Annotated in this window: 20 protein-coding genes; 8 read left to right on the top strand and 12 right to left on the bottom strand. The window is 48.6% G+C overall.

Annotation, left to right across the window (positions count from 1 at the left end):
* Positions 1-284: 284 nt before the first annotated feature.
* From Q0986_RS05045 to Q0986_RS05030, 4 genes are all read right to left on the bottom strand, one after another.
* Positions 285-1,250 (bottom strand): DUF1517 domain-containing protein, encoded by a 966-nt coding sequence (locus tag Q0986_RS05045; protein WP_299405109.1) that lies wholly within the window; start codon positions 1,248-1,250, stop codon positions 285-287.
* A gap of 205 nt (positions 1,251-1,455) precedes the next feature.
* Complete coding sequence (locus Q0986_RS05040) at positions 1,456-2,481, bottom strand: ABC transporter permease (protein WP_299405105.1); 1,026 nt, start codon at positions 2,479-2,481, stop codon at positions 1,456-1,458.
* A gap of 15 nt (positions 2,482-2,496) precedes the next feature.
* Entirely contained in the window at positions 2,497-4,062 is a 1,566-nt protein-coding gene (locus tag Q0986_RS05035) for an ABC transporter substrate-binding protein (RefSeq protein WP_299405101.1), read from the bottom strand.
* Between the two features lie 266 nt (positions 4,063-4,328).
* On the bottom strand, positions 4,329-5,039 hold the full coding sequence (locus Q0986_RS05030; protein ID WP_299405098.1) for a hypothetical protein: 711 nt from the start codon (positions 5,037-5,039) through the stop codon (positions 4,329-4,331).
* Between the two features lie 199 nt (positions 5,040-5,238).
* Between Q0986_RS05030 and cobA the strand changes: the two genes are divergently transcribed.
* Positions 5,239-6,879 carry a uroporphyrinogen-III C-methyltransferase gene (gene cobA, locus Q0986_RS05025; protein ID WP_299405091.1) on the top strand — a complete coding sequence of 547 codons (1,641 nt, stop codon included), beginning with the start codon at positions 5,239-5,241 and terminating at the stop codon, positions 6,877-6,879.
* Here the strand turns inward: cobA and Q0986_RS05020 are convergent.
* Entirely contained in the window at positions 6,857-9,364 is a 2,508-nt protein-coding gene (locus tag Q0986_RS05020) for a CHAT domain-containing protein (RefSeq protein ID WP_299405087.1), read from the bottom strand. The genes cobA and Q0986_RS05020 overlap by 23 nt on opposite strands.
* 143 nt (positions 9,365-9,507) lie before the next feature.
* Between Q0986_RS05020 and Q0986_RS05015 the strand changes: the two genes are divergently transcribed.
* Genes Q0986_RS05015 through Q0986_RS05005 form a run of 3 tightly spaced genes read left to right on the top strand, consistent with a single transcriptional unit; the run spans position 9,508 to position 11,032 of the window.
* Positions 9,508-10,071 (top strand): sigma-70 family RNA polymerase sigma factor, encoded by a 564-nt coding sequence (locus Q0986_RS05015; RefSeq protein WP_299405084.1) that lies wholly within the window; start codon positions 9,508-9,510, stop codon positions 10,069-10,071.
* Positions 10,068-10,574 (top strand): hypothetical protein, encoded by a 507-nt coding sequence (locus Q0986_RS05010; RefSeq protein WP_299405081.1) that lies wholly within the window; start codon positions 10,068-10,070, stop codon positions 10,572-10,574. Before Q0986_RS05015 ends, Q0986_RS05010 begins: the two co-directional genes overlap by 4 nt.
* Positions 10,562-11,032, top strand: a complete 471-nt coding sequence (locus tag Q0986_RS05005) for a Spy/CpxP family protein refolding chaperone (protein ID WP_299405077.1) — start codon at positions 10,562-10,564, stop codon at positions 11,030-11,032. The genes Q0986_RS05010 and Q0986_RS05005 overlap by 13 nt, the downstream gene beginning before the upstream one ends.
* Here the strand turns inward: Q0986_RS05005 and Q0986_RS05000 are convergent.
* Together Q0986_RS05000 and Q0986_RS04995 are read right to left on the bottom strand one after the other, a co-directional pair.
* Complete coding sequence (locus Q0986_RS05000; protein WP_299405073.1) at positions 11,007-11,564, bottom strand: shikimate kinase; 558 nt, start codon at positions 11,562-11,564, stop codon at positions 11,007-11,009. The two genes, Q0986_RS05005 and Q0986_RS05000, sit on opposite strands and share 26 nt — an antisense overlap.
* Positions 11,565-11,581: 17 nt before the next feature.
* Positions 11,582-12,625 carry a fatty acid desaturase gene (locus Q0986_RS04995; protein WP_299405069.1) on the bottom strand — a complete coding sequence of 348 codons (1,044 nt, stop codon included), beginning with the start codon at positions 12,623-12,625 and terminating at the stop codon, positions 11,582-11,584.
* 364 nt (positions 12,626-12,989) lie between these two features.
* Here Q0986_RS04995 and miaB point away from each other — a divergent pair, with 364 nt between their 5' ends.
* The gene (gene miaB, locus Q0986_RS04990) at positions 12,990-14,354 is read left to right on the top strand and encodes a tRNA (N6-isopentenyl adenosine(37)-C2)-methylthiotransferase MiaB (protein WP_299405065.1); all 1,365 of its coding nucleotides are present in this window, start codon (positions 12,990-12,992) and stop codon (positions 14,352-14,354) included.
* A 118-nt stretch (positions 14,355-14,472) separates the two neighbouring features.
* Here the strand turns inward: miaB and dprA are convergent, their stop codons facing one another.
* From dprA to petB, 4 genes are all read right to left on the bottom strand, one after another.
* The gene (gene dprA / locus Q0986_RS04985) at positions 14,473-15,603 is read right to left on the bottom strand and encodes a DNA-processing protein DprA (protein WP_299405062.1); all 1,131 of its coding nucleotides are present in this window, start codon (positions 15,601-15,603) and stop codon (positions 14,473-14,475) included.
* A gap of 129 nt (positions 15,604-15,732) precedes the next feature.
* On the bottom strand, positions 15,733-16,302 hold the full coding sequence (def, locus tag Q0986_RS04980; RefSeq protein WP_299405057.1) for a peptide deformylase: 570 nt from the start codon (positions 16,300-16,302) through the stop codon (positions 15,733-15,735).
* 1,078 nt (positions 16,303-17,380) lie between these two features.
* Positions 17,381-17,866 carry a cytochrome b6-f complex subunit IV gene (petD, locus tag Q0986_RS04975; protein ID WP_299405052.1) on the bottom strand — a complete coding sequence of 162 codons (486 nt, stop codon included), beginning with the start codon at positions 17,864-17,866 and terminating at the stop codon, positions 17,381-17,383.
* Positions 17,867-17,984: 118 nt separating this feature from the next.
* Entirely contained in the window at positions 17,985-18,632 is a 648-nt protein-coding gene (petB, locus tag Q0986_RS04970) for a cytochrome b6 (protein ID WP_299405047.1), read from the bottom strand.
* A 218-nt stretch (positions 18,633-18,850) separates the two neighbouring features.
* Between petB and ctpA the strand changes: the two genes are divergently transcribed.
* From ctpA to Q0986_RS04955, 3 genes are all read left to right on the top strand, one after another.
* Complete coding sequence (gene ctpA / locus Q0986_RS04965; protein WP_299405042.1) at positions 18,851-20,083, top strand: carboxyl-terminal processing protease CtpA; 1,233 nt, start codon at positions 18,851-18,853, stop codon at positions 20,081-20,083.
* The gene (locus Q0986_RS04960) at positions 20,067-21,380 is read left to right on the top strand and encodes an HD domain-containing protein (protein ID WP_299405037.1); all 1,314 of its coding nucleotides are present in this window, start codon (positions 20,067-20,069) and stop codon (positions 21,378-21,380) included. Before ctpA ends, Q0986_RS04960 begins: the two co-directional genes overlap by 17 nt.
* 212 nt (positions 21,381-21,592) lie before the next feature.
* Entirely contained in the window at positions 21,593-22,012 is a 420-nt protein-coding gene (locus Q0986_RS04955) for a CAAD domain-containing protein (protein WP_299405033.1), read from the top strand.
* Positions 22,013-22,091: 79 nt separating this feature from the next.
* On the opposite strand, the gene rnhA is transcribed toward Q0986_RS04955, so the two are convergent.
* On the bottom strand, positions 22,092-22,865 hold the full coding sequence (gene rnhA / locus Q0986_RS04950; RefSeq protein WP_299405028.1) for a ribonuclease HI: 774 nt from the start codon (positions 22,863-22,865) through the stop codon (positions 22,092-22,094).
* Between the last annotated feature and the right edge of the window lie 65 nt (positions 22,866-22,930).

Below are 22,930 nucleotides of genomic sequence, written 5' to 3'. Positions count from 1 at the left end.
CCACGGAAAGGTGAGAGGCTATTTGGATCCGTTTTGGCATGATAATTAAGCTAATCTCATTCCTCTATACTATGGGTGATTAAACGGATTTTATATAATCAATAACCTCCGGTAAAACCGGAGGTTTGGGAAGAATCTCTAAAAGGGGATGAATAGGTGACAAAAGTGTCTAGCTTTATGTGGCGCAGTCCCTCAAATTATTTCAAATTCTGAAACTACGCCCTACAAGCTTTTTTCGTCCACCCGGCCAAGGGGGAGTATATTGGCTTTCACAACAGCGACGCTTAAATCATCTTGAGATGAGGATAAGCGGCTACGAGGTCATCCGCACTGAGGGTATCAGACTCCGCTTGGGGGGTCCATAACACCTCTAGAGCCAAGAGCTGATCACTGGAAACAGACCCCACTTGATTGAGCGCTTGGCGCAAATCCTGATCCGATTTGATATCGGGGAGCTTTAGTTTGCCCTGGGCAGCCACCACTAAGGTCACCACAATATATTCGCCTGGCGCTTGAGTGAGGGTATCCTCTGTCTTCGTCAATGCTCTATTGGCTTCCTGGATCTGCTGTTTAACGTTCGATAAGGTTTCGGCTTGGAATTTACTCCGCTCGGTGAGCGCCAGATGATTAAACTTTGCTTCGGCGGAAACCAGACGGGTTTGCTCGGAATCAGCACTGGCATAAACCCAATATTCAGGGTGGCGTAACAGAGCCAAATTGGTTTCCTGCAAGACTTTTGCTAGCCCAGCACTCGATCCAGTATTGCCCGTCTGAGCAATCCGATCTAAATCAGCCTTCAGGCCGCGAGCTTCGGCCAACAGACCCACCTGAATTTTATTGACAGAAACAGCGGGGTTCGCAGAGTTCTGGTCATAGCTACTGCCGCCTAAATTCAGGCCCTCTCCATCACCTGCAATATTGCGGAAGCTAGAGACCAGGAAGTTGGCAATGGCGATAAAAATCAGGATGGAAAATAACCCCCCCCCGCCAAAACCAAAAAATGGAATCAGAAAAGGAAAGCCAAACCCACCCCGATAGCCTCCTCGAGAGTACCCTCCGGAATATCCGCGAGAAGGACTGCTTCGATAGGTGCGAGACGGCATCGAGCGGCGGAAGCTCCCGCCGCTAATGCGGCCACCCGTGCGGGCCGCTAAGGCAGCATCGGCATTGCTGAAGACGAGGACACCAACGAGCGCGATCGCAACCAGGAGACGGGAAAAAATTGTATAAATGGAACGTTTTTTATTCATCTTTCGCACTGAGGGCTTACATTAACGCAATCTTGGAACATACCGTAGAGAAATGGACTGACCCGATCATCGAAAGGACAACCAGAATTATTCTGACAGCCATCGGCAACCCACTGCTCCAAACCTTGCTTTGTCTTAAGTTTAATTGTTCTCTCTAGTGGAGGCTAACCCTCAACAGAGGGATTACCGAAACGTAACCGTAACGTCAATATCGAATCCTAGGATCAATATAGGCATTGACAATATCGATAATGATACTCGCAGCCAAAATGATCATCGAGACAAACACAATAATGCCTTGCACTGTATCGTAATCCCGCTCTGAAATAGCCAAATATAGACTACTCCCCAATCCATCCCAAGAGAAGGTCACCTCAGTCAAGACCGCTCCTCCCAACAAAGGTCCAAACGTTAGTCCAATAATTGTAACCACTGGAATCAAGGCATTGCGCAATGCATGGATCACTAGAATCCGTTTTTCCGGAATCCCCCGAGCTCGGGCCGCCTCCACATAATCAGACTGTAGCGTTTGCTTTAAATTGACCCGCACGATGCGTTCAAAGATGCCACTCAAAACCAGCCCTAGGGTTAAACTGGGAAGCGCGAGATGATGGAGAGCCACTTCCAGCGACAAAAAATCTCCAGCCAGTAAGCTATCCAAGGTTAACAGTCCTGTGGGACCTGCGGGACGAACCATACGAATCGGGAAACGAGTGCTGTCCGGGAACCAACCTAATTGGGCAGCAAAGAGCAACTTGAATAACATCCCCACCCAAAACATCGGTAGAGCATAGGTGACAATCCCGAATAGACGTCCACCTAAATCAAAAATTGTCCCAGACTTAGAAGCAGAAAGAATTCCTACACTGATACCAATTAACAAAGCGACGATCATGCTGAAAAAAGCCAGTTCCACTGTCGCCGGAAAATGTTGTTGAATGATGTGCCAAACGGTCAGTCCTTGCCTTGTATAGGACTCCCCCAAATCAAACTGCAGCAGGTCCCCCATATAGTGAAAATATTGTCGCCACAAAGGCTGATCTAAGCCCAGTGCTGCACGTCTAGCTATTTTTTGAGCCGCAGGTGCTTTGGGACCCAAAATGGCATCAATGGGGTCACCAGGGGTGGCTCGTAGCAGCAAAAATACGACCGTAGTAACGGTCCAAAGCATTAAAGGTGCCAGCAGCAAGCGGGCCACTACATAAGATTGGAGGGCACGGGAGCGAGACATATTGGTGTCCTATGATTAGGAATGACTTAAAGACCGAAACGGCATAGCTTGGGTGGGTTCTAAGCGTACCCCTTGAATATCAGTCTGGGCAAAAGCATACTCCTTCCGTTGCCATAGTGGAATAAAAGGAACATCTTGGGCCAACAGATCTTGAATCTCTGCAAAAATCTGCTGGCGTTTATCAACATCTTGTTCCTGGCGTTGTTGATCGATCAGCTGATTCATTTTTTCACTAAAGTAAAACGTGCCTTGTCCTACAGTTGACCCTTGCTTACAGCCATCTTTGACCGACCCTTCTGCACAGTCCAGAAAAGGATGAATATAGGTGTCTGGATCGTAATAATCGCCACTCCAATCCAGCATAAACATTGGATAAGTGCCTTGATCTAAGTTTTTATAAGCCGTTGCCGACTCAATACTCTTCAGCTCAACTTTCGCTAAACTGCCCAATTCCTGTTCAATAAACGCCTTAATCGTCGTCGCAGCAGGACCATCACTGGGAATATTAGAGCGATACCAAAATTCCACTTCTACTGGCTTAGTATTGGAGTAACCCGCTTTTTTGAGCAAGGCTTTAGCCTTGGCCACATTTGCTTTTTCCACACGTGGAAAGACAGGCTTACTCGCGTCAAAAATACTGGGTATCAGGCTATACAGGGGGTCCACTTGATTATTAAAAATCCGTTGTTGGATCAATTTCCGATCAATCACCATAGCCAAAGCCTGACGTACTTCTGTTTGCTTTAACGTGTCATCTCGAAGATTCAAGCTGAGATAGGTGATATTACTACCAGGGCCAGTGATGGTTTGCCAATCCCCTTTTTCGGCGGCTTTGGCCAGTGAGTCGATCTGCTCGGGATTCAGGGATTGATAGGCGATATCCACGGATCCAGTGCGAAAGGCATTAAATAAATTGGCAGGGCTACTAAAACTCTGAATATCAATGCCTTGATTCGCAGGTTTCTCACCCCAATATTGATCAAAGCGATCTAAACGAATGAGTTCACTCCCATAGTTCGCCAGTTTGTAAGGCCCTGTACCCACAAATTTGGCCGGTTCGAATTTGTCAGGTCCAATTTCGTAGGCTTGGGGAGAAATCGCAGCCAAACCGGAAAAGGCCAGTAAGTCAGTAAAAGCTGCAAAGGGCTTTTTCAGTTTAATCACCAGCTCAGTGGCAGATTTCGCTTCCACGGAGTCTAGTGAATCAGATAACAAAAACGACGGCTGACCACCATTCTGAATAAAGCGATTCAAGGAAAAGGCCATCGCCTTGGCATCAAAAGCAGTCCCATCATGAAAGACCACCCCCTCTCGCAAAGGAATGGTATAGATCAGACCATCCTCACTAACCTGGGGAAGTTCCGTCGCGAGTTGAGGAATCAGCTCTGTTGTTCCACTTTTATAGGTGTAAAGACGTTCTCCCATGTTGTAGAGGAGATTGCCAGAAAACAACTCTAGGGAATCGGCGGGATCTAAGGTCCGAACTCTACCCGTTGTGCCAATCGCCAAGCGAGCATCTGCCCCACTGGTGGATGAACCTGGACCGGGCGATCGCGATTGGCATCCCACGACCAGTAACACACAACAACAGCACAAACTGAGATAGAATCTTGCCCTTCGCCATCTTTGAGACAGAGGGGTAGGGATGTTCGACACCAGCCGATTCAAAAGATTTAAAGGAGTAAACAAGGGCTTCTCTCGCATCTACAGAGAACAAGACAGCAAAGCCAGAACATTGGATCATCGGTCAAGATTCTCTAATGGGCTCTACTGTCTTGTCATTCTATAGTGAGAGGGCAAAATATGATGCGCCCAAGACTTAGAAATTTATTCTGAGTCAGCGAAGGCTATTTTTTATCTTTATCTGCAGCAGCAAGCGCGACGGGTTCTTGGCCGACACTCACTCTGACTTCCATGCCCGACTGCTCCAGAACAACAACTGGGGCAGTTGGATTACTCATGTTAATGGACTTCACTAACACTTGACCATTGGCAATGCGCTCACCCACACCCACCGTGCGGGTTGACTTTTCTCCAGGCGCTTTGAGAATGGCTTGGGGGCGCCCCCCTAAATTAACGACACCTGTCACTTTAACCCCTTGAGCCACCTCTGGTTTAGGTAAGGTCGGTAGAACGATCTTACCGGGCTTAGCAGAAGAGGAGGGTGATGATGTCGCCTTGGCCGCTGATGACTGGGACGGAGTCGAAGTCTTGGCCTTAGGAGTGTTTACGGTTGCAGATGGACGCTCCTGAGAAGTAGAAGGTGTCGAACGAGGAGCAGAATTGCCCGGCACAACGGTTGGCACGATAGCTGCAAAGGGATCTGTACGCCCGCTTTTCACAACCCGGAGGCGCTCATCTGGATTAGTGGGACGGGTCAGAACCACTTTTGCTGCCGGTGGGGAAGGAATTTCAGGAGAGGCGCTAGGAAAAGACTGTTCAGATGATGTTTCGGATGGTTGCTCAGCCTCAGGCTCTTCACCTCCCCCAATTAGACCACAACTGCCTATCCCCATTGATAGTAGGATAAAAGTTAACCCTAGTACTGTTCTTCGCATCCGTTTCTCCATCGTCTTAAGCACTATATTCACATCTAGCTGTAATTTTTACGATTTGTGAGTGATCTGGTCGAGTGTTGTCATGAATCGTCAGCTCAGAATCGACGGGAACTGCTCAAAGCGGTGGATTGTGAAAGCATAAAAATAAGCTCATGCAGTCAATTCAGGCTAGGATTGAGGCAGTTGTAGTCTAAAGGTTTTGAGTTCAAACGACGATTTAAACACTCAAACCCCTCAGGTACAGGGCAAGGTTTTTATCCTTGGTGCAGGTCCTGGGGAACAAAACCATCTTACGGTTGTAGGAAAAACACTGCTTACTGAGGCTGACGTCATCCTCTATGATGCCCTGATCGATCCGAAATTATTAAACTTAGCCCAGAAAACTTGTTTAAAAATTCAAGTTGGCAAGCGAGGCAAGGGACCGAGCACTTCCCAAACAGACATTAATCAACGGTTAGTTCACTACTGTCAGCAGGGGCAACAGGTGGTTCGTCTCAAAAGTGGCGATCCGTTTGTATTCGGACGCACTACTGCCGAGATTCTAGCGCTCCACGCCGCAAAATGCCCAGTTGAAGTTATTCCAGGTCTTTCCTCGGCTTTAGCGGTTCCCCTTTTGGCTGGCATTCCGCTAACGGATCCCCAACGGAGCCAAACTTTTACAATTCTGAGTGCTCATGCCCCAGAGAGTCTGAATTGGTCTGCCCTCGCTCAGCTGGATACCCTGGTGATTCTGATGGGTGGACGACAGCTCAAAACGGTGGTTCGTCACCTTAGGCAGCATGGGCAATCCCCGGATCATCCCATTGCCGTAATTCAGTGGGGAGGACGGCAACAACAGCAAATCTGGACCGGGACGTTAGCCGATATCGTCACTCAAACTCATGGAACATCACTATCTCCCTGTGTGATAGTGGTGGGACAAGTGGTCACGCTCCGATCAACGCTACAGCTTGATGGTTCGCCCCCCGATCCCTATCCTCATACTGGTACTTCGATCAAGTCAACCATGCATGCTCACGCTTCTATATCCGATTTACCCTTATCCGGTAAAACCATTTTGGTGACGCGGGCCTTAGCCCAATCCGCGGCTTTTAGCCATGCTCTGATGGCAGCAGGCGCTGAAGTAATGGATATGCCCGCTTTAACCATTGGTCCGCCTTCAAGTTGGGCGGATTTAGATCGGGCGATCGCAACGCTTCATCATTTTGACTGGCTGATCTTAACCTCTGCCAATGGCGTCACAGGCTTCTTAGATCGCTTACAGCAGGCAGGCTTAGATACCCGAGCCTTGGCTAGATTAAAGATTGCTGTGGTTGGGCGAAAAACCGCCAAAACGCTAGAAAAGAGAGGCTTAAAGGCTGACTATATCCCTCCTGACTTTGTGGCTGATTCCCTGGTTGAACACTTCCCTGCGAGAGAAAGCTTAGGGAGCCAAACGCTTTTGTTTCCCAGAGTGGAAAGTGGGGGTCGGGAGGTGTTAGTCAAACAGTTCACAGCCCAAGGAGCCAAGGTGGTGGAAGTTGCGGCCTATCAATCGCGCTGCCCTGATCACATAGAGCCGGGGGTCATTGCGGCTCTGCAACAACAGACCATTGATGTCGTCACCTTTGCCAGCTCTAAAACCGTTCGGTACTTTTATCAGCTCCTTCAGCAGGCCCAAGCCGATCAACTCACGCTAGATCAATGGCTTACTCCATTAACGATTGCTTCTATTGGTCCTCAGACCTCCTTAACCTGCCAAGACATATTGGGGCGAGTGGATATTGAAGCACAAGAATATACCTTAGATGGCTTAACCCAAAGTATTGTGCATCACTTTAGCGGGCAGCCGTCAAACTAGGATCATTCCACACCAAAATTCCTGGAAAATTCCCTGCCACCGTAAAGCCTGCCCAGTACCAAGGATGCTTAAACGGGCAGGACTTAAAGCCCTTCGAGTGGGCCGTCGCTTCTAATGCCAACGATATCTGTTGGAGAGTTTCGGCCTGTGGTGGATTGGGTCCTAAAGATCTCGCGAAGGTCTCCCACCAGAGGATGACATCGGTATAGGTTAAATTGCGAAGCCAATGCTGTGCTTGCTTAAGCGCATAGACCGGATTACAGTTTTGATGCAAAAGATGATGGAAGCGAGCCATCAATAAAATCCGCGAGTGGTGGTTGACCATCCACAGACTACTTAACACATGGGGAACGCCTGAGGATAAGAGACAGGTTTCCAGCTCGGGGACAGGGTTAGAAAGAGGCTTCACTTTAGCTCCCCCCGATAGGCAAATAACGGAATAGAGTTCCCAATTCAACTGAAATAGCTCAGAGAGTGGCAGGTGGTGTTGATCGCTGAAGCCCCATACTGCGGCTGGGACGGATCGGTCGACTGTTGTGTTAGCCGCCCCCGTGCAATGAAGACAACCCGTCGAGACTTTAAGTGCGGCAGTCAGCGTTTTCGGAGTGAGTTGCGTACCAGAGAGTTGAACATGTTGGTGATAAGAGCGAGTAATGGCTAAGGACTCTAGGTCTTGGAGATCCGTATGACTGCCATCACTCGGAGGAGGCGTAACGCTCAGTAAATAGTCTGAATGAGGGGGTTTCGTCTTCAGGAGATTGAGGCCAATCGTTAGGCTAGGGAGGAGGGTAATGCTGAAGTGTTCAGGGAAAAGGGTCGCAATCGGAAGATGGCGCCACCCCGTGGGGGGAATCAAGATAATTTCTTGAATTCCCGCTAACATGCGTTCGCAAAGTGTCTCGATTCTCAGGATCCCTTTGAGTTGGATGAGAAACTGGTCGGCCTGCCCTCGCTCCCAAAAGTCTGACCCCATCTTGAGAGCAGTCGGCTCAGAAACGGGGGAAGATTGCTGAGCTTTTTCCCAATTGCTGCACCAGAGTTGCAGTAGATAGCGCTGATGGAGGGGGGACGCCACTAATTCCGACTGATCCAGCCTTGCCGTTTCATTTAGCGTTAGCTCTGGCGTCAACAGCAGCGGATCTTGATTGTCTTTGAGCACAAACGTCGAGACAGCTACTGGGCTAATATGCCAGTAAATAATGGCTCGCCGTGGGTTAAGCAGGGCTTGGCAGTCTGTGTACTGAATCGGCTTATTCTCATACTCAGGTCCAAAGCGCCAGCGACCTAGGGTTTGATCTTGACACTGCTCCGCCCAAAGCAGAGCGTCCTTGAGTTGATTTTGTTGGATAAGCCAATCCACTTGCAGGCGTTGAAACCCCACATACCGGTGCTCAAGTTGTAATAACTGTGTGGGAGTGAGATTCGCATTCTGTTTAAGCGTTTGGAGCTTAATTGCCGCTTCCAACAGCATGGATTGGATGGCAGACACCTCTTGCAAATGAAACCGGACCTGTAATAAGGATTCCCAAAGGTCTAGATGCTGCTGGGGAAAAGTCTGAAAATCCAGTAAGCCTAGCGCTCTCAAGTAGCTGAGCTTTGCGGATCGCCACAGGGCGGGGGAGGAATCCTGCTGGGCCTGCTGAACTTGAATATCCCCTTTGCGCTGGTGGAGGCTACCACAGCCAAAGGCATATTCTTCAGCGTCACACCAGAGTGTTTGAATCCCTTGATCCAAGATGGCTAGTCCTGCCTCGACGCCGTCAGTGTGCAGAATGGCCATGCCAAGATCTTCCCACGCCTGCCAGAGTTGACCATCTGTCCACCGGAGGGCTTGCTTATAGCTTTGAATCGCTTCTTTGAAGTTGCCTAGCTGAATAAGAAGGCTGGCTCGATTATTCCAGGCCTGATAAAAGTCAGGTTGATACTCGATCGCACGTTCGAAGCTGGCGATCGCATCGCCACGTCGCTGCAAATTGAACAACACCAAGCCTCGCTGATACCATGCTTGAGCTTGATCCGCTTTAAATTCTAGAACGGTATCGTAGGCTGCAAGAGCTGCAGCATAGTCACCAGCCTGGGTACAGGCCTGGGCACGCTTCCACCAAAAGTCATAATCAGCAGCAAGGTGGGGAGAGGGAGCAGCAGCCGACGGGGAAGGCTGAGGAGGTTCACCAACCGTAGCCTGCCTAATGCTAGCGGTTTGTCCCTTCGCTTTCGTTAATAAAGCCTCAAGGGGAATCGATCGAAGTTTAGCATCAGGACTTCCGAACAAACGCTGGGCATTATGATTAGCCGTAATGGCTTCATCATAAAATTCCAGTTTCTGCAAAATACTGCCACACTGCAGCCATGCCTCTGCATTTCTGGGGGTCAGCGTTAAGCCTTGATGAATACAATTGAGAGCATCCACATACTTGGCTGCCTGGAGATAGGTTTTAGCCTGCTCAATCCAAGTCAATGAGTCTGAGGAATTAGAGGGTGTCATACTAGAATATCTCCCGACCATTAAGCCTCTAAATGGACAGGCAAACTAAAAAAATCTTGAGAAATCATTGAACCAATCTTCACTGCTCCTAGTCTAAAGGATTGTGAAGAGCCGTTAGCAAAAAATAGTGACAGCAAATTAATGTGAGTGCCGATCCACTGAAGATTGATGATTCAGACCATGCCTTAATTCAGGGGTGTTTACAGGAGAGTACCCAAAGTTTTCGGGTTCTGTACCGTCGGCATCAGCATCGGGTGCGGTCGACACTGATGTCCTTGTGCGACCCAGAGGTCTTAGATGACCTGGTTCAAGACGTGTTTGTCCGGGTGTGGAAAGGGCTACCTAAGCTGGAAGGTCGAGCCAAATTTACGACTTGGCTCTATCGAATCACCTGGAATGTGGCAGCGGATTATCGGCGGTCAGCAGCGCAAACGCGATCGCGCTGGCAATCCCTGACCCATCAGCTCCCCCATCAGTCCACTGAACCCAATTGGCAACATCTTCACTATCAGGATTTGATTAAACGGGGGCTGACCCAGCTGAGTTTTGAGCATCGCAGTGTAATTGTGCTCCATGATTTACAAGATCTTCCCCAACAAGAGATTGCTGAGATGTTTGAGATTCCGCTGGGGACCGTCAAATCTCGTCTTTTCCATGCCAGAGCAGCCCTCCGAAAATTTTTGCAACATGAAGAGATATCCCTATGAACCCACCTGCCGATCCTGATCCAAATTTAAATTGCTCTGACCCCAACCCGGAGAAGTTTGCAGACGATCCAGCCTTGGTGAACTTTCTGCAGCGATATCAGCCAGAAGTGCCAGCAGCATCCCCTGATCTGGAAGACCGCATCCTCAATGCTGTTTTGGATGAAGTCACCCAGTCTCAATCTGCTGCTCCACCACCGATGTCGGCTGAGCACAAGGGATGGAAAATGGCCAGATGGGGGATTCCGGCTGCGATCGCAGCCACCATCACCCTCTTATGGGGCGGATCGCAGATTTGGCGGACTGCAAAACGGCCCATCCCCTCAGAGAGAGATTTAGAAGCCTTTGTGGCGGATAGTTGGATGAGTGCCTTTGACCCCTTTAATGATGTGGACACCGATGTATTGGCGGATCCAGGGGAGTGGTGGGGACAACCACCATCGTCATCCGTCCTTGCTGAAGCCAATACGAATCTATGCAAGAGGTCCAGTTCATGTCACGAATAAATAAAGGCATCCTTCTATGCTTGGCCCTGATTGGGATATGTTCCCTCGGTCAATGGGTCGGAAATACCTTGCAGCCCAGCGTGGCTCAAGCTCCTGAACGTCCCCAAAGACGACGCGTTAGAGGGTTGTTCCGAGACTTACAGTTGTCTCAGGAACAGCGACAAGCCATCCGAGCGATCCGCCAAAAACAGGGTTCTCAAACGCGGAAAAAGGCACAACTACTACAGCAAACACGCCAAGAATTGAAGACCATGATTGCCGGTGAGGCGACTGAGGCAGACGTTCGAGCTCAATTCCAAACCTTAGAACAGCTCACTCAAGAAACGCTAAAACTACGGTTTGAGAATATGATGGCCATTCGCAAAGTGCTGACTCCCAAGCAACGTCAGCAGCTGGCACAAAAACTAGCAGAGCGACGACAACAGCGACGGTTTAATCTTCAGGCACCTCAGGGGTAGCCTCAGGCCGCAGTACTTTGGTGATCTCTTGGATCACCGATTGCCCCACCGATTCTACAGACTGATCTGGTTTGAGCAAGATATGAACATCCGCTTGCCGATAGAGCGGTCGCCTTTGCGTGAGTAAGTCTTCCAATACTTGTTGAGGATTGGGTTTTTGCAGCAATGGACGGGACTGGTCCGCCTGCAAGCGTTGCCATAACTGCTTAGACTCGACGTCTAGCCAGATGACCAGACCATGTTGCAAAAAACTCCAATTTTTTTTCTCCAAGACAATTCCACCCCCTGTCGCCACGACCAGTTTGGTATGAGCAGCGACTTCTGACAGAACCTTGGATTCAACTTGCCGAAAATGAGCTTCACCCGATTCCGCAAAAATATCGGTAATGGCTTTGCCCGTCAGTTGGGTGATCAAGTCATCGGTGTCGACAAAGCCGTAGCCCAACTGTTTCGCTAAAGCCCGGCCCGTTGTCGATTTACCACACCCCATCATGCCGATCAGGTAGAGATTGACGCCCTTAAGGTTGATCATTCCAAATGGCAGAAGGATTAACCTGAAGCATGGTCTTTGAAAGACCGATAGGCTTTCTCAGGATCGTAAAGGTGGCACTCTTCAGAAATTTCTTTCATCAAGGCCCAGTTAAACTTTCGCTCATACACATACTGTCCCCAATTTTCCTTCAGGCTTTGGTGGGCCATGCGGAGATTATAGGAAGGAATCGCTGTGGAAACGTGATGAGGGATATGGACGTTAATGTCGTGGCAAAGGAACTCAACCCAACGAGGATAATCGCAATGAACTGAACCCACAAGCTGGGCTTCTGCTGCGTTCCAAACATCGGTGGGTTGGAAGGGAATATCAGCAGCCGTGTGGTGAACGATGGTGAAGGTACTCATCCAGAAGTGGTAAACCATCCAAGGAATCAACCAAAACTTGACGAACCCCCAAATGCCAGTGAAGTAGATCAGGGTTGGGAATGCGATCGCAGCGAACAATACCACAACGCCGATGGAAAGTTTGACATCACCTTTGTCTTTCTCATCAAAGGTGGTCCAGTTGAAGTGGAGATTGGCCCAATGAACAATGGAACCCACCCACCAAAAATAACCGCGAATTAGCTCATAAACGGTGCGAATCACCGGATCAAGGCTTTCATACTCAGCCCCATCAAAGGGTCGCCAGGCATTATCCACATCCAGCTCATTGGTATGAGCATGATGGAAGTTATGCAAAATGCGCCAGCAATGAAATGGATAGATCAGGGGTGCCATAAATAAGTGACCCACCAGATCGTTCACCCAGCGTTTCTTGGCAAAGGAGCGATGGCCCGCATCATGACCAATCACAAAGAAACCCGTTAGGGCTGTGCCCGTGAAGATCCAGGCCAGAGGCAATAAATACCAAGGAGAATTAACAATCGCTACATAACCTAAGGCCACCATCAATACATTGATGATTGCTCCTGTCCAAGCCTTTACTGCATTCTGCTTAAAACATTCCTTGGGCAGAGATTTGATAACATCTTGAAGGGTTATGTCCGGATCGGTGAGTGTCCGCAGTTGAGGGTCAGACTTGACAAGGGATGCAGTCATAGCTGAATTAGGAATCTCCTGAGCTGAAATACGTGATCAAGCACCCGATGTCAGGGAACCAAGTAGGGTGTAATGCTTCCAACCTGGACGGTTAATGGGGGCTTTATGATCCGGCCGTATTGCAAGGCATTTGAGGCTTGAATTAATCGCAAGACAAATCAATATTTCTCAAAAGCACTTTACACAACTAAACCTCTGTTTTTATAACATGATTTGGGGATCAATCGGTGTTTTTGTTAGGGGATTCCTAGGACGGCAACCCGTTTATAGATAGTGACTTTAGCGAACCTATTCCTGAGTGAATTACCATAGGAACGGTCTTCCTTTTAGCCCCATCCAGCCTCTTACTTCGTTACATAACTTTATGAGCTTAGATTCGCGCCGATACCACATCACCACCTATGGCTGCCAGATGAACAAAGCTGACTCTGAGCGGATGGCTGGGGTTTTAGAAAACATGGGCTACCAATGGTCCGAGAACCCAGATGATGCCAATTTGATTCTCTGCAATACCTGCACGATTCGAGACAATGCCGAGCATAAGGTCTATTCTTATCTGGGTCGGCAGGCGAAGCGCAAACATGCGCAACCGGATTTAACCTTAGTCGTCGCGGGCTGTGTGGCCCAACAAGAAGGAGATGCTCTACTACGCCGGGTGCCCGAACTCGATTTGGTGATGGGACCTCAACATGCCAACCGGCTGCAGGATTTATTAGAACAGGTGGCCAACGGTCAGCAGGTGTTGGCAACGGAGCCCATTCACATCGTTGAAGATATTACGAAGCCCCGTCGAGATAGTGCTGTCACGGCTTGGGTAAACGTGATTTATGGATGCAATGAACGCTGCACCTATTGCGTCGTTCCTAATGTACGGGGAGTAGAACAATCCCGCACGCCAGAGGCGATTCGGGACGAAATGGTGCAGCTCGGAGAACAAGGCTTCAAAGAGGTCACTCTCCTAGGACAAAATATCGATGCCTATGGTCGTGATCTACCCGGCACAACCTCAGAAGGTCGGCATCAACATACCCTGACGGATCTCCTCTACTTTGTCCATGATGTGCCGGGTATTGAAAGAATTCGGTTTGCCACCAGCCATCCTCGCTACTTTACCGAGCGTTTGATTCAGGCTTGCTATGAGTTGCCCAAGGTTTGCGAACATTTCCACATCCCCTTTCAATCAGGGGATAACGATGTTCTCAAGGCCATGTCCCGAGGCTATACCCACGAGAAATACCGTCGCATCATCGATAATATTCGCGCGATTATGCCGGATGCCTCTATCAGTGCCGATGCAATTGTGGGCTTTCCGGGAGAAACTGAAGCGCAGTTTATGAACACCATGCAGTTAGTCGAAGATATTGAATTCGATCTGCTGAATACAGCCGCCTATTCTCCTCGCCCTGGGACACCTGCGGCCCTTTGGGAGAATCAACTCAGTGAAGCGGTTAAAGCTGATCGGCTGCAGCGATTGAATCGTTTAGTGGGGGTGTGTGCAGAGTTGAGATCGCAACGCTATGCCAACCGTATCGAAGAAGTCCTCGTCGAAGACCAAAATCCCAAAGATCCCACGCAAGTGATGGGACGAACCCGGGGTAATCGTCTCACTTTCTTCCCTGGCAAGATTGAGGAATTACGGAGCCAAGTCGTATCGGTAAAAGTCACTGAGGTCAGATCTTTCAGTCTAACCGGAGAACCCTTATCGTCCTTAGCAACTACCGTTCGCTAGGTGGAGTCTGCCCCCTAGATCATTAGCATTGGTTTTAATGCGCTAAAAACGCCTCAACTTTTTTGGCACTTAAAATTTTTTCTGTGCTACCTTAGTGCTTCTGACGCACGTCTAAACTCTAGGCATTGGGTGCATATCTCATCCCTGGGAGTTGATTAACGAAACCTTGTAGCTCTAACTGCAAAATTTCACCCGATACTTCCCCCGCCGATAGATTAACAGATTGAACTATCAAATCGAAGGGAACAGACCCATCTCCTGACTGCTGGCAAAGCTGACTCACCGTTTTCAAGATTGCTGCTTGTGCAGAGGGAAGGGTAGAAGGAATCTTAGGAGCGCTCGGAGTAGGGGCTGGTGATAAGGGCGGCATAGCTCCTAACTGATCCAATAACTGACCAATCCCTAGAATTAACTGAGCTCCTCGTTGCACCAATCCTAAACAGCCCATTGCCCGAGGATTATCCAACGAACCCGGTAGAACATAGATATCGCGGTTATACTCATTGGCCTGATAGGCCGTAATTAACGCCCCTGATTTTGTCGGAGCTTCCATCACCAGCAAGGCACGGCATAAACCCGCCACAATCCGATTTCGACGGGGAAAATGGGCTCGGCTGGGTTGTGTGCCTGCGGGATACTCACTTAAGAGCAAGCCCTGTTGCTCAATGGTTTGATACAGTCCCTGATTTCGGGGTGGATAAATCATATCCACTCCCGTCCCTAGAACCGCAATCGTGCGGCCACCGCCCTCGATACACCCTAAATGGGCCTGGGTATCAATTCCTTCCGCCATCCCAGACACAACCGTAATACCGCGCTTTGCTAAGGCATAGGCAATCTTTCGAGTCCATCGTTTGGCATATTCAGACGGATCTCGGGTTCCCACAATCCCCACCATCGGGGTACTGCCTTGATTCTCAGAAAGCTGGACTTGTCCTCGATAGTAAAGCAGAGGGGGAGAATCAGCGATTTCCGTGAGTATTCGCGGGTACTCCGAATCAGCCATGCACCAAAAGTTCGGATTCTTTTGTAAATGCTGGTTTAAAAGTTCGGTCGGATGTCCGGCTTGACGATACTTTTGAATGGTTCTCAGGGTTTGAGCCCCAATCCCTGTAACCGTTCCTAACGTAGCTGCATCTGCTGACCACGCTGCAGATAAAGTACCAAAGCGCTGCTGTAAGCGTTTGAGAACCACTGGACCTATACCGGGTATTTGCGACCAAGCTAACCAATAAGGGCGTTCTTCCACGTTCTTACAGACTGCCGATATGTGCGCAAAATATCTGGTTGATGCATCTAAAACAACGACATCGATGATGCTGGAAAGTGGTAAGAGTCAAGAGCACAGCGAAAATCTTAGATGCTCATCCTGAGGCTGCTATGCTGCTTCAACGGGCTTGACCGCTTGCTTAGAAAAGCCTTGCTTGGTCAATTCTTGGTTCAACAACAAGCTATTCTCCACCCGATCCACAAACATAACGCCGGTTAAATGATCCATTTCATGTTGAATCACCCGCGCCAATAAATCGGCAGCAACAATCACTTGCGGTCTGCCTTGCTCATCTTTATAGGCCACTTCGATCTGGGCCGGTCGACGGACATCTAGATATACGCCAGGAATGCTGAGACAACCTTCTTGGCCTAAAGCTACGTCAGCGCTATGACGACGAATTTTAGGATTAATCAGAATAATGGGCTGATTAGCAGGCTCTTCTGGATCGGTATCCACAACAATCAGCTGTTTACCAACAGCGACTTGTGGAGCAGCCAGACCTATCCCATCCGCGCTATACATGGTCTGTAGCATTTGACGAGCGAGTTCCCGAATCTCATCATCCACTTTGGAAATGCGCTTGGCGGATTGTCTAAGCACACGATCGCCAAGGACATGAATATTTAGAGGAGGATTTTTAAGTTTGCGCTTTTCAACCTGAACTTCAGAAGACATAACCAAATGTATAGGTGGAACTGAAAAAATGAATAGAGAGACTCTATATCTCCAATTGTACTCAATCCAGGTTGGGTCCCTCAAATAACCCAACCTTTGACCCGCCTACCTCTTGTTCCCATAAAATTAGCAGGGTGTGCCGCTTAGCACAGCACACCCTGCCGTTACCTAACCAAAGTCAGGCTCAATCAGGCTTCTGGTCTCTAGCTGTTGCGATTGTCTTTGACTCAAGGTCTACGAAATAGATTGCGATTATGCAGTAATCGCAGCAAAAAATGGATGGATAAGAGATACAGAGATGCGATCGTCAAGATTAACACGGGAAAAGGAATCGTTAGCATGGCAGTGTCGGAGTGTAAGAGGGAAGGTAAAGGTGGACTCAGGATGAATGAGATCAACAGATGAGGCAAACCTAGCCCTTGATTAAACATGCAAAGCACCCACGATAGACAGGATCAGCTCCTCTCTTCCGTGGTACGGCAACCTGGGGCAGGCTATTCTTTCAAGACATGAGAATTATGAAAATTCTCATTACAAACCAATAAGCTAACTACCAAAGTAGCCAAGCTTATACTTATTACTCCCAACACCCAAGGCAGACGAAAAACTTGCGTAGAAACGTTACATGGTTTCGAGACAGAAGGCCCGCTAAGCAAGTAAAAAGAGCAGCAAATACTCTTTATTACGCTTGCAAAGTGAGAATATCAGTTTTTCTAATTCCTTGAATTCCAAGTTAGCACAGCCCTCTGGGAATTGTCAGTCCCATTTATGAGTAAAATTAACAATTTTTAATAATCCCTAGAAATGTTTGCCAGAAACTTTTCTAGGGATTGAATTGGAATAGATTTTTAATCTCTTGAAATTAAAATAATGAATATTCAGACTGAAGGATCCCCCATTTGAGGAAGTGTAGAGATATAAGATTAATTAATACCTAGAGCGTTAGCATTGCCCTAGATAGCGCCAAAGAGAGTAGCTTCGTTGTATTCCCCAATAGAAAGAGCATCCATTTGCACATTGCAAATGGATGCTCAGAAGTTAAATACCCCTATGGCTTACAAAGCTGAGGGCTAAAAGATTAAAACAATCCCAATGTCAATGATTTGTCAATGGGGAATGTGGCACCAATGCCCAACCACAAGGTCACAACCACGCTGAATAGAAAAACACTAGTTGCAACGGGTCGGCGGAAGGGATTCTGGAACTTATTTACATTCTCAATGAAGGGAATCAGCATTAATCCCAAAGGAATGGTGGTCTGAATTAGAACACCTAATAACTTACTGGGAACTGTCCGCAAAATTTGGAAGACAGGGTATAGATACCATTCAGGCAAGATCTCTAAGGGCGTCGCGAAGGGGTTAGAAGGCTCGCCGATCATTGCTGGGTCCAGAATTGCTAGACCAATGACCAACGATATGGTGCCCATAATAACAATGGGGAAAACATAGAGAAGGTCGTTTGGCCAGGCAGGCTCACCATAATAATTATGGCCCATGCCTTTCTTCAGTTTTTCCTTTAACTTAGGATCGCTTAGATCAGGTTGCTTGAGTATTTTTCCCATGGTTGCGAGTGTTCTCCGTTCTATTTTTGGGTCAGCAGGTGAGGGTTCTCACAAAGACTTGCGTCAAAAGTCTGAGACTCCGAAAACAGAAAACCCGATTCAGAGCCTAAAAAAGAGTTTACAAAGGACCAGAAATACCTTGCTTCCGAATCATCAGGAAGTGAAGCAGCATAAACACTGCAATCAACCAAGGTAGGACAAAGGTATGCAAACTGTAAAAACGAGTAAGGGTAGATTGACCCACGCTAGTGCCACCACGTAGCAGCTCAACGATAGAAGAACCAACCACAGGAATTGCTTCAGGTACACCAGAAACAATCTTGACAGCCCAGTAACCGACTTGGTCCCAAGGTAGAGAGTAACCTGTCACACCAAAGGTAACGGTAATCACCGCTAGGATAACGCCAGTGACCCAGGTGAGTTCGCGGGGCTTTTTGAATCCGCCGGTTAGATAAACACGGAAGACGTGAAGGATCATCATCAGGACCATCATGCTGGCAGACCAGCGGTGGATGGACCGAATCAACCAGCCAAAGTTGACTTCAGTCATGATGTATTGAATGGAGTTAAAGGCTTCAGTGACCGTTGGCCGATAGTAGAAGGTCATGGCAAATCCAGTGGCAAACTGGATAATGAAGCAAGTTAGGGTGACTCCACCCAGACAGTAAAAAATATTGACGTGAGGCGGCACGTACTTGGTGGTGACGTCATCGGCAATCGCCTGAATCTCAAGGCGTTCCTCAAACCAGTCGTACACTTTGCTCATAAAGCTAGGGGTTCCAAAAAATGTATCGCTCTTCATAAAAAATGTAACACAGTGCCTATACCCCTTTCAGAAAATCACAGAGGTATTTTGCTAGCTCGCCTCAATTGAACTCATTTTTGAGAATTACTGGAGAACAATTCAACGTAAATTCGACGTTACAAAGGGCTTTAGAGGAGCGATGAGGGCAAGATAAAGCCGAATATCGTTAGAATTTACAAATGATTAAACGTATTGTTAGCTATATATTTATTCTCCAATTTGCCCTCACCCTAGTGGTTGTGCCTCCTGCCACAGCCTTGACGGAGGAGCAGTTGCTCTATAACGAAGCCTGGCGCCTAGTCGATCAAGCGTTTGTGGATGACTCCTTCAATCACCAAGATTGGCGATCGGTGCGTCAAAAGGCGTTGGCGGGCCAATTGCCCGATCGGGAGGCCACTTACAAGGCTATTCGCGACATGTTGGATAGTCTGGACGATCCATTTACTCGCCTTTTGCAGCCGAAGCAATACCAAAGCTTAAAGACTAGTACATCTGGTGAGTTGACGGGAGTTGGCTTGCAAATCATTCAAAATGAAAAGTCGGGCTATTTAGAAGTACTGGCTCCGATTGAAGGATCGCCGGCTGCTAGTGCAGGTCTCCAGGCCGCAGATCAAATTCTCAAAATTGACGATACCATCACCACAGATCTGTCTTTGGATGAAGCGGCTGAGCGGATGCGAGGTCCGATTGGATCAACCGTGACGTTGAAAGTGCAGCGGCCTGAGCAGGGTGTATTGCTGTTTCCGATTAAACGCGATCGCATTGCCATTAACCCAGTGTTTGCTGAATTACGCTCCCAATCCAATGGTCAAGCGATTGGCTTTATTCGCTTGCGCCAATTCAATGCCAACGCCACGCAAGAGATGCAGGCGGCGATTAATCGTCTCGAAGCCGCAGGGGCTGACGGCTATATTCTAGATCTGCGCAACAATCCCGGCGGCTTACTACAAGCGGGGGTTGAAATTGCTCAGATGTGGCTGGAACCCAGTCCGATTGTCTATACCGTTGATCGACAGGGCATCCGTAATAGTTTTGAAGCCCGGGCTGGTTCACTCACGGATGCACCACTCGTGGTGCTCGTGAATCGAGGCAGCGCCAGTGCCAGTGAGATCTTAGCCGGGGCCTTACAGGACAATGGCCGAGCCAAACTCGTGGGAGAGCAAACCTTTGGTAAAGGCTCGATTCAGTCCCTGTTTAATCTCTCCGATGGTTCAGGGTTAGCCATTACCATCGCTAAGTATGAGACCCCCAGTCATCGCAATATCAACAAGGTGGGCATCAAACCCGATAAAATCGTTGCCCTCAAAACCCTGCGGAGTGACCAAGTGGGGACGGATGCGGATACTCAATATCAGCAGGCCCTCAAACTTCTGGCAGAACCAGCGGTGATTGCCAGTGCAACCTCTACCTAGTCGGACGTACCACGATCCCTTGCACGGGAGTATTACCTTATCAACGGACGATCCAATCGAATCTCTGTTGATTCAGTTGGTGGATACCCCCGAGTTCCAACGACTCCGTCGAATTCGTCAATTGGGAACCGCGAGTCTGACCTTTCATGGGGCCGAAGGGTCTCGGTTTACCCATTCCTTAGGTGTGATGCATGTGGCCCGGCTGGCCTTTGATCGGCTGATGCAAGTGTATCCCCAACTCAAACCCTATCGAGCCCTCGTGCTGTGCGGGGCCTTGCTGCATGATATTGGCCATGGTCCTTTTAGTCATACGGGGGAAGATATTTTTCACAGCCACCACGAGACTTGGACTCGCACGATTCTGAGGGAATCGCCCCGAGTGCGGACATTACTCGATCAGTTTGATCCTCAGTTAGCCGCTCAGCTAGAGCAGGTTTATTTGAAAACCTTTGAGCCGCCCCTGGTCAGCCAATTGGTATCGAGTCAGCTTGACTGCGATCGCCTCGATTACCTGCTGCGAGATAGCTACTTTACGGGGGCGTCCTATGGCCAGCTCGATTTAGACCGGATTCTAATGGCCTTGGATTATGACCCCCATACCCAGCAATTAGTGGTTGCCCAGAAAGGCCAAGCGGCCATTGAGCATTATCTGGTGGTCCGCTACTTTATGTATGCCCAGATTTACAATCACCCCAAAAATCTGGCCTCTGCCTGGGGCTTAGTCCAGGCCTTTCGGCGGGCCAAGGAACTGTTAAAAGTGGGGAAGATTAGTGCGGATTCAACGGTTCGAGCCTGGTTATTCCAGACCGATGGCAATTTATCTTTGCAAGATTATCTAGCGGCGGATGATATTGTTTTCACCTACCATCTGCACCAATGGCAGCAGAGTGACGATGCCCTTTTGAGTGATTTATGCTGCCGTCATCTCAATCGAGAGTTGCTTAAGGCCATGGATATTACCGATCTAACGACCGATCAACAACAAGCGTGTTTATCTCATAGCCAGGCGTTAGTGCGAGCGCAAGGCTGGAGCCCCGAATACTATACGGGACTACAAGTGGCCTTAACTCGGGGCTATACCCTATACCAACGAGGTATCAATTTACTAACCGAGCAAGGTCTGATTGAAATTAGTGACATTTCGGTCCTGGTACAAGCCTTAATTCAACCGTTTCGACGGGCCTGGATTATTTATCCGCTGGCGATTGAAGATGATTTGTACCAGATCCCCCTTTTACGGGAGCAGCGCCTGCAGCAGACTGAATCTAAAGATGAACTAGGCACTCTAGAAATATAGGCGCAAGGGGTAGTGAAATCCGCCTTCAAGCTAGAGATACCCTGGGTAAAAAAATGGGTAACATGGTTAAATCACATCTCTGCCGTAAGCAATCAATCTATGATGCGAAGGGCCATGTTAGGCTTAACCCTGATTAAGCAGATGATCTTGAGATATAGTTTTATTTCTGACCGATAAATTTTTTTGAAGTTGTTATTCCCAATAAAAACACCATGGATGCTGACCAGGAAACAAAGACGACTGCCGAATTGGATGTAAACACTGATACCTCTGGAAGCTTGTCACGTCTTTCTGCGGACGAGTCCACTACGATTGACGTTAAAGAGATTGGCGAAAAGTTACGCGATTTTGTGGATGTTTTTCCCAAACAGGTGGGGGAAACCTTTGATATCTACAAAAAGCCCTTAACGACGGGTGCCATTATTCTAGCGGCCTTGGTCTCTGTGGCTGTAGCTGACGGGGTTTTGGACGTCCTCAATGCCATTCCTTTGGTTGCACCGCTCCTAGAACTGATTGGTTTAGGATACTCTGCTTGGTTCGCTTGGCATTATCTACGGTATGCCGAAACTCGCCAGAAGTTGGTCACAGATTATCGGCAACTCAAGGACAAAATCACGGGTGGATCTGACTAACGTCTATCTGCACGGTTTTTAAGTGAGGCTGCATTTGCAGCCTCACTTATTTTTTGGGCCAATATTGGGGGCCGAGATCTTAAGAGTTAAGACGTTCCAGTTGCCACAGAATTTGGTTGCCTTCCCGCCTGACTCGGGAGATCAGCCAATTCCGCCACACCCATTCATCGCCGCGACTGGTGACGGCGTTGGCGTGAACAGCCATCAGATCAGCAAGTTCAGAACTGGTGATCAGATACCCTTCTTTGGCAACATGATCGGCAATTTCCAAGGTTTCGACGAGATCCTGTAGATGAGAGATCCGCGATTCACTGGCAGGATGTTCTGAATGATCGGGGGGATGTTGATTCGATTCGGAAGCGTCTGGCATGGCACTGGGGGTAATTTGGTGAAGGTTAGGCGTTTGATGCTGGGAAAAAGCACGGGCGATCTGATCACAACGCTCATTGCCTTCATGGCCTGCATGAGCGCGGATATAACGCCAGTCTATGGTTGCATCATTAAGTTGATCGAGCTGTTGCCATAAATCTTGATTGAGAACCGCTTTACCTTTAGCCGTTTTCCAGCCTTTGCGTTTCCATCCTGCCAACCACTTAGTAATGCCATTTTTGACGTACTCGCTGTCAGTATAGAGGGGAATGGTCCTGGGTAATGGTTGGTCTTGCAACAATTCTAAGATTGCGATCGCAGCCTGCAATTCCATCCGGTTATTGGTCGTTTGGGGAACAAACCCACCTATTTCATGGCAGGATCCATCTTTGAAGTAGATGATACTCCCCCATCCACCTGGCCCAGGATTCCCCGAACAAGCGCCATCGGTATAGATACTCTCAATGTCAGAAAAAGCAGGCATGGTCAGTCATCATTACAGCAATCGTCGCTCCTATCCTATGCTGATTGGTCGCAACGAAAACGGAA

Source organism: Acaryochloris sp. IP29b_bin.148, from assembly GCF_028285565.1.
In the GTDB taxonomy this organism is placed as follows: Bacteria; Cyanobacteriota; Cyanobacteriia; order Thermosynechococcales; family Thermosynechococcaceae; genus Acaryochloris.
This window is presented reverse-complemented; position numbering and strand designations above follow the sequence as displayed.

Bases quoted from the DNA above. Each gene is read 5' to 3' on its own strand.
- Q0986_RS05045 (WP_299405109.1), bottom strand. From the start codon at position 1,250: ATGAATAAAAAACGTTCCATTTATACAATTTTTTCCCGTCTCCTGGTT.
- Q0986_RS05040 (WP_299405105.1), bottom strand. From the start codon at position 2,481: ATGTCTCGCTCCCGTGCCCTCCAATCTTATGTAGTGGCCCGCTTGCTG.
- Q0986_RS05030 (WP_299405098.1), bottom strand. From the start codon at position 5,039: ATGCGAAGAACAGTACTAGGGTTAACTTTTATCCTACTATCAATGGGG.
- Q0986_RS05020 (WP_299405087.1), bottom strand. From the start codon at position 9,364: ATGACACCCTCTAATTCCTCAGACTCATTGACTTGGATTGAGCAGGCT.
- Q0986_RS05010 (WP_299405081.1), top strand. From the start codon at position 10,068: ATGAACCCACCTGCCGATCCTGATCCAAATTTAAATTGCTCTGACCCC.
- Q0986_RS05005 (WP_299405077.1), top strand. From the start codon at position 10,562: ATGTCACGAATAAATAAAGGCATCCTTCTATGCTTGGCCCTGATTGGG.
- Q0986_RS05000 (WP_299405073.1), bottom strand. From the start codon at position 11,564: ATGATCAACCTTAAGGGCGTCAATCTCTACCTGATCGGCATGATGGGG.
- Q0986_RS04995 (WP_299405069.1), bottom strand. From the start codon at position 12,625: ATGACTGCATCCCTTGTCAAGTCTGACCCTCAACTGCGGACACTCACC.
- miaB (WP_299405065.1), top strand. From the start codon at position 12,990: ATGAGCTTAGATTCGCGCCGATACCACATCACCACCTATGGCTGCCAG.
- def (WP_299405057.1), bottom strand. From the start codon at position 16,302: ATGTCTTCTGAAGTTCAGGTTGAAAAGCGCAAACTTAAAAATCCTCCT.
- petD (WP_299405052.1), bottom strand. From the start codon at position 17,866: ATGGGAAAAATACTCAAGCAACCTGATCTAAGCGATCCTAAGTTAAAG.
- petB (WP_299405047.1), bottom strand. From the start codon at position 18,632: ATGAGCAAAGTGTACGACTGGTTTGAGGAACGCCTTGAGATTCAGGCG.
- ctpA (WP_299405042.1), top strand. From the start codon at position 18,851: ATGATTAAACGTATTGTTAGCTATATATTTATTCTCCAATTTGCCCTC.
- Q0986_RS04955 (WP_299405033.1), top strand. From the start codon at position 21,593: ATGGATGCTGACCAGGAAACAAAGACGACTGCCGAATTGGATGTAAAC.
- rnhA (WP_299405028.1), bottom strand. From the start codon at position 22,865: ATGCCTGCTTTTTCTGACATTGAGAGTATCTATACCGATGGCGCTTGT.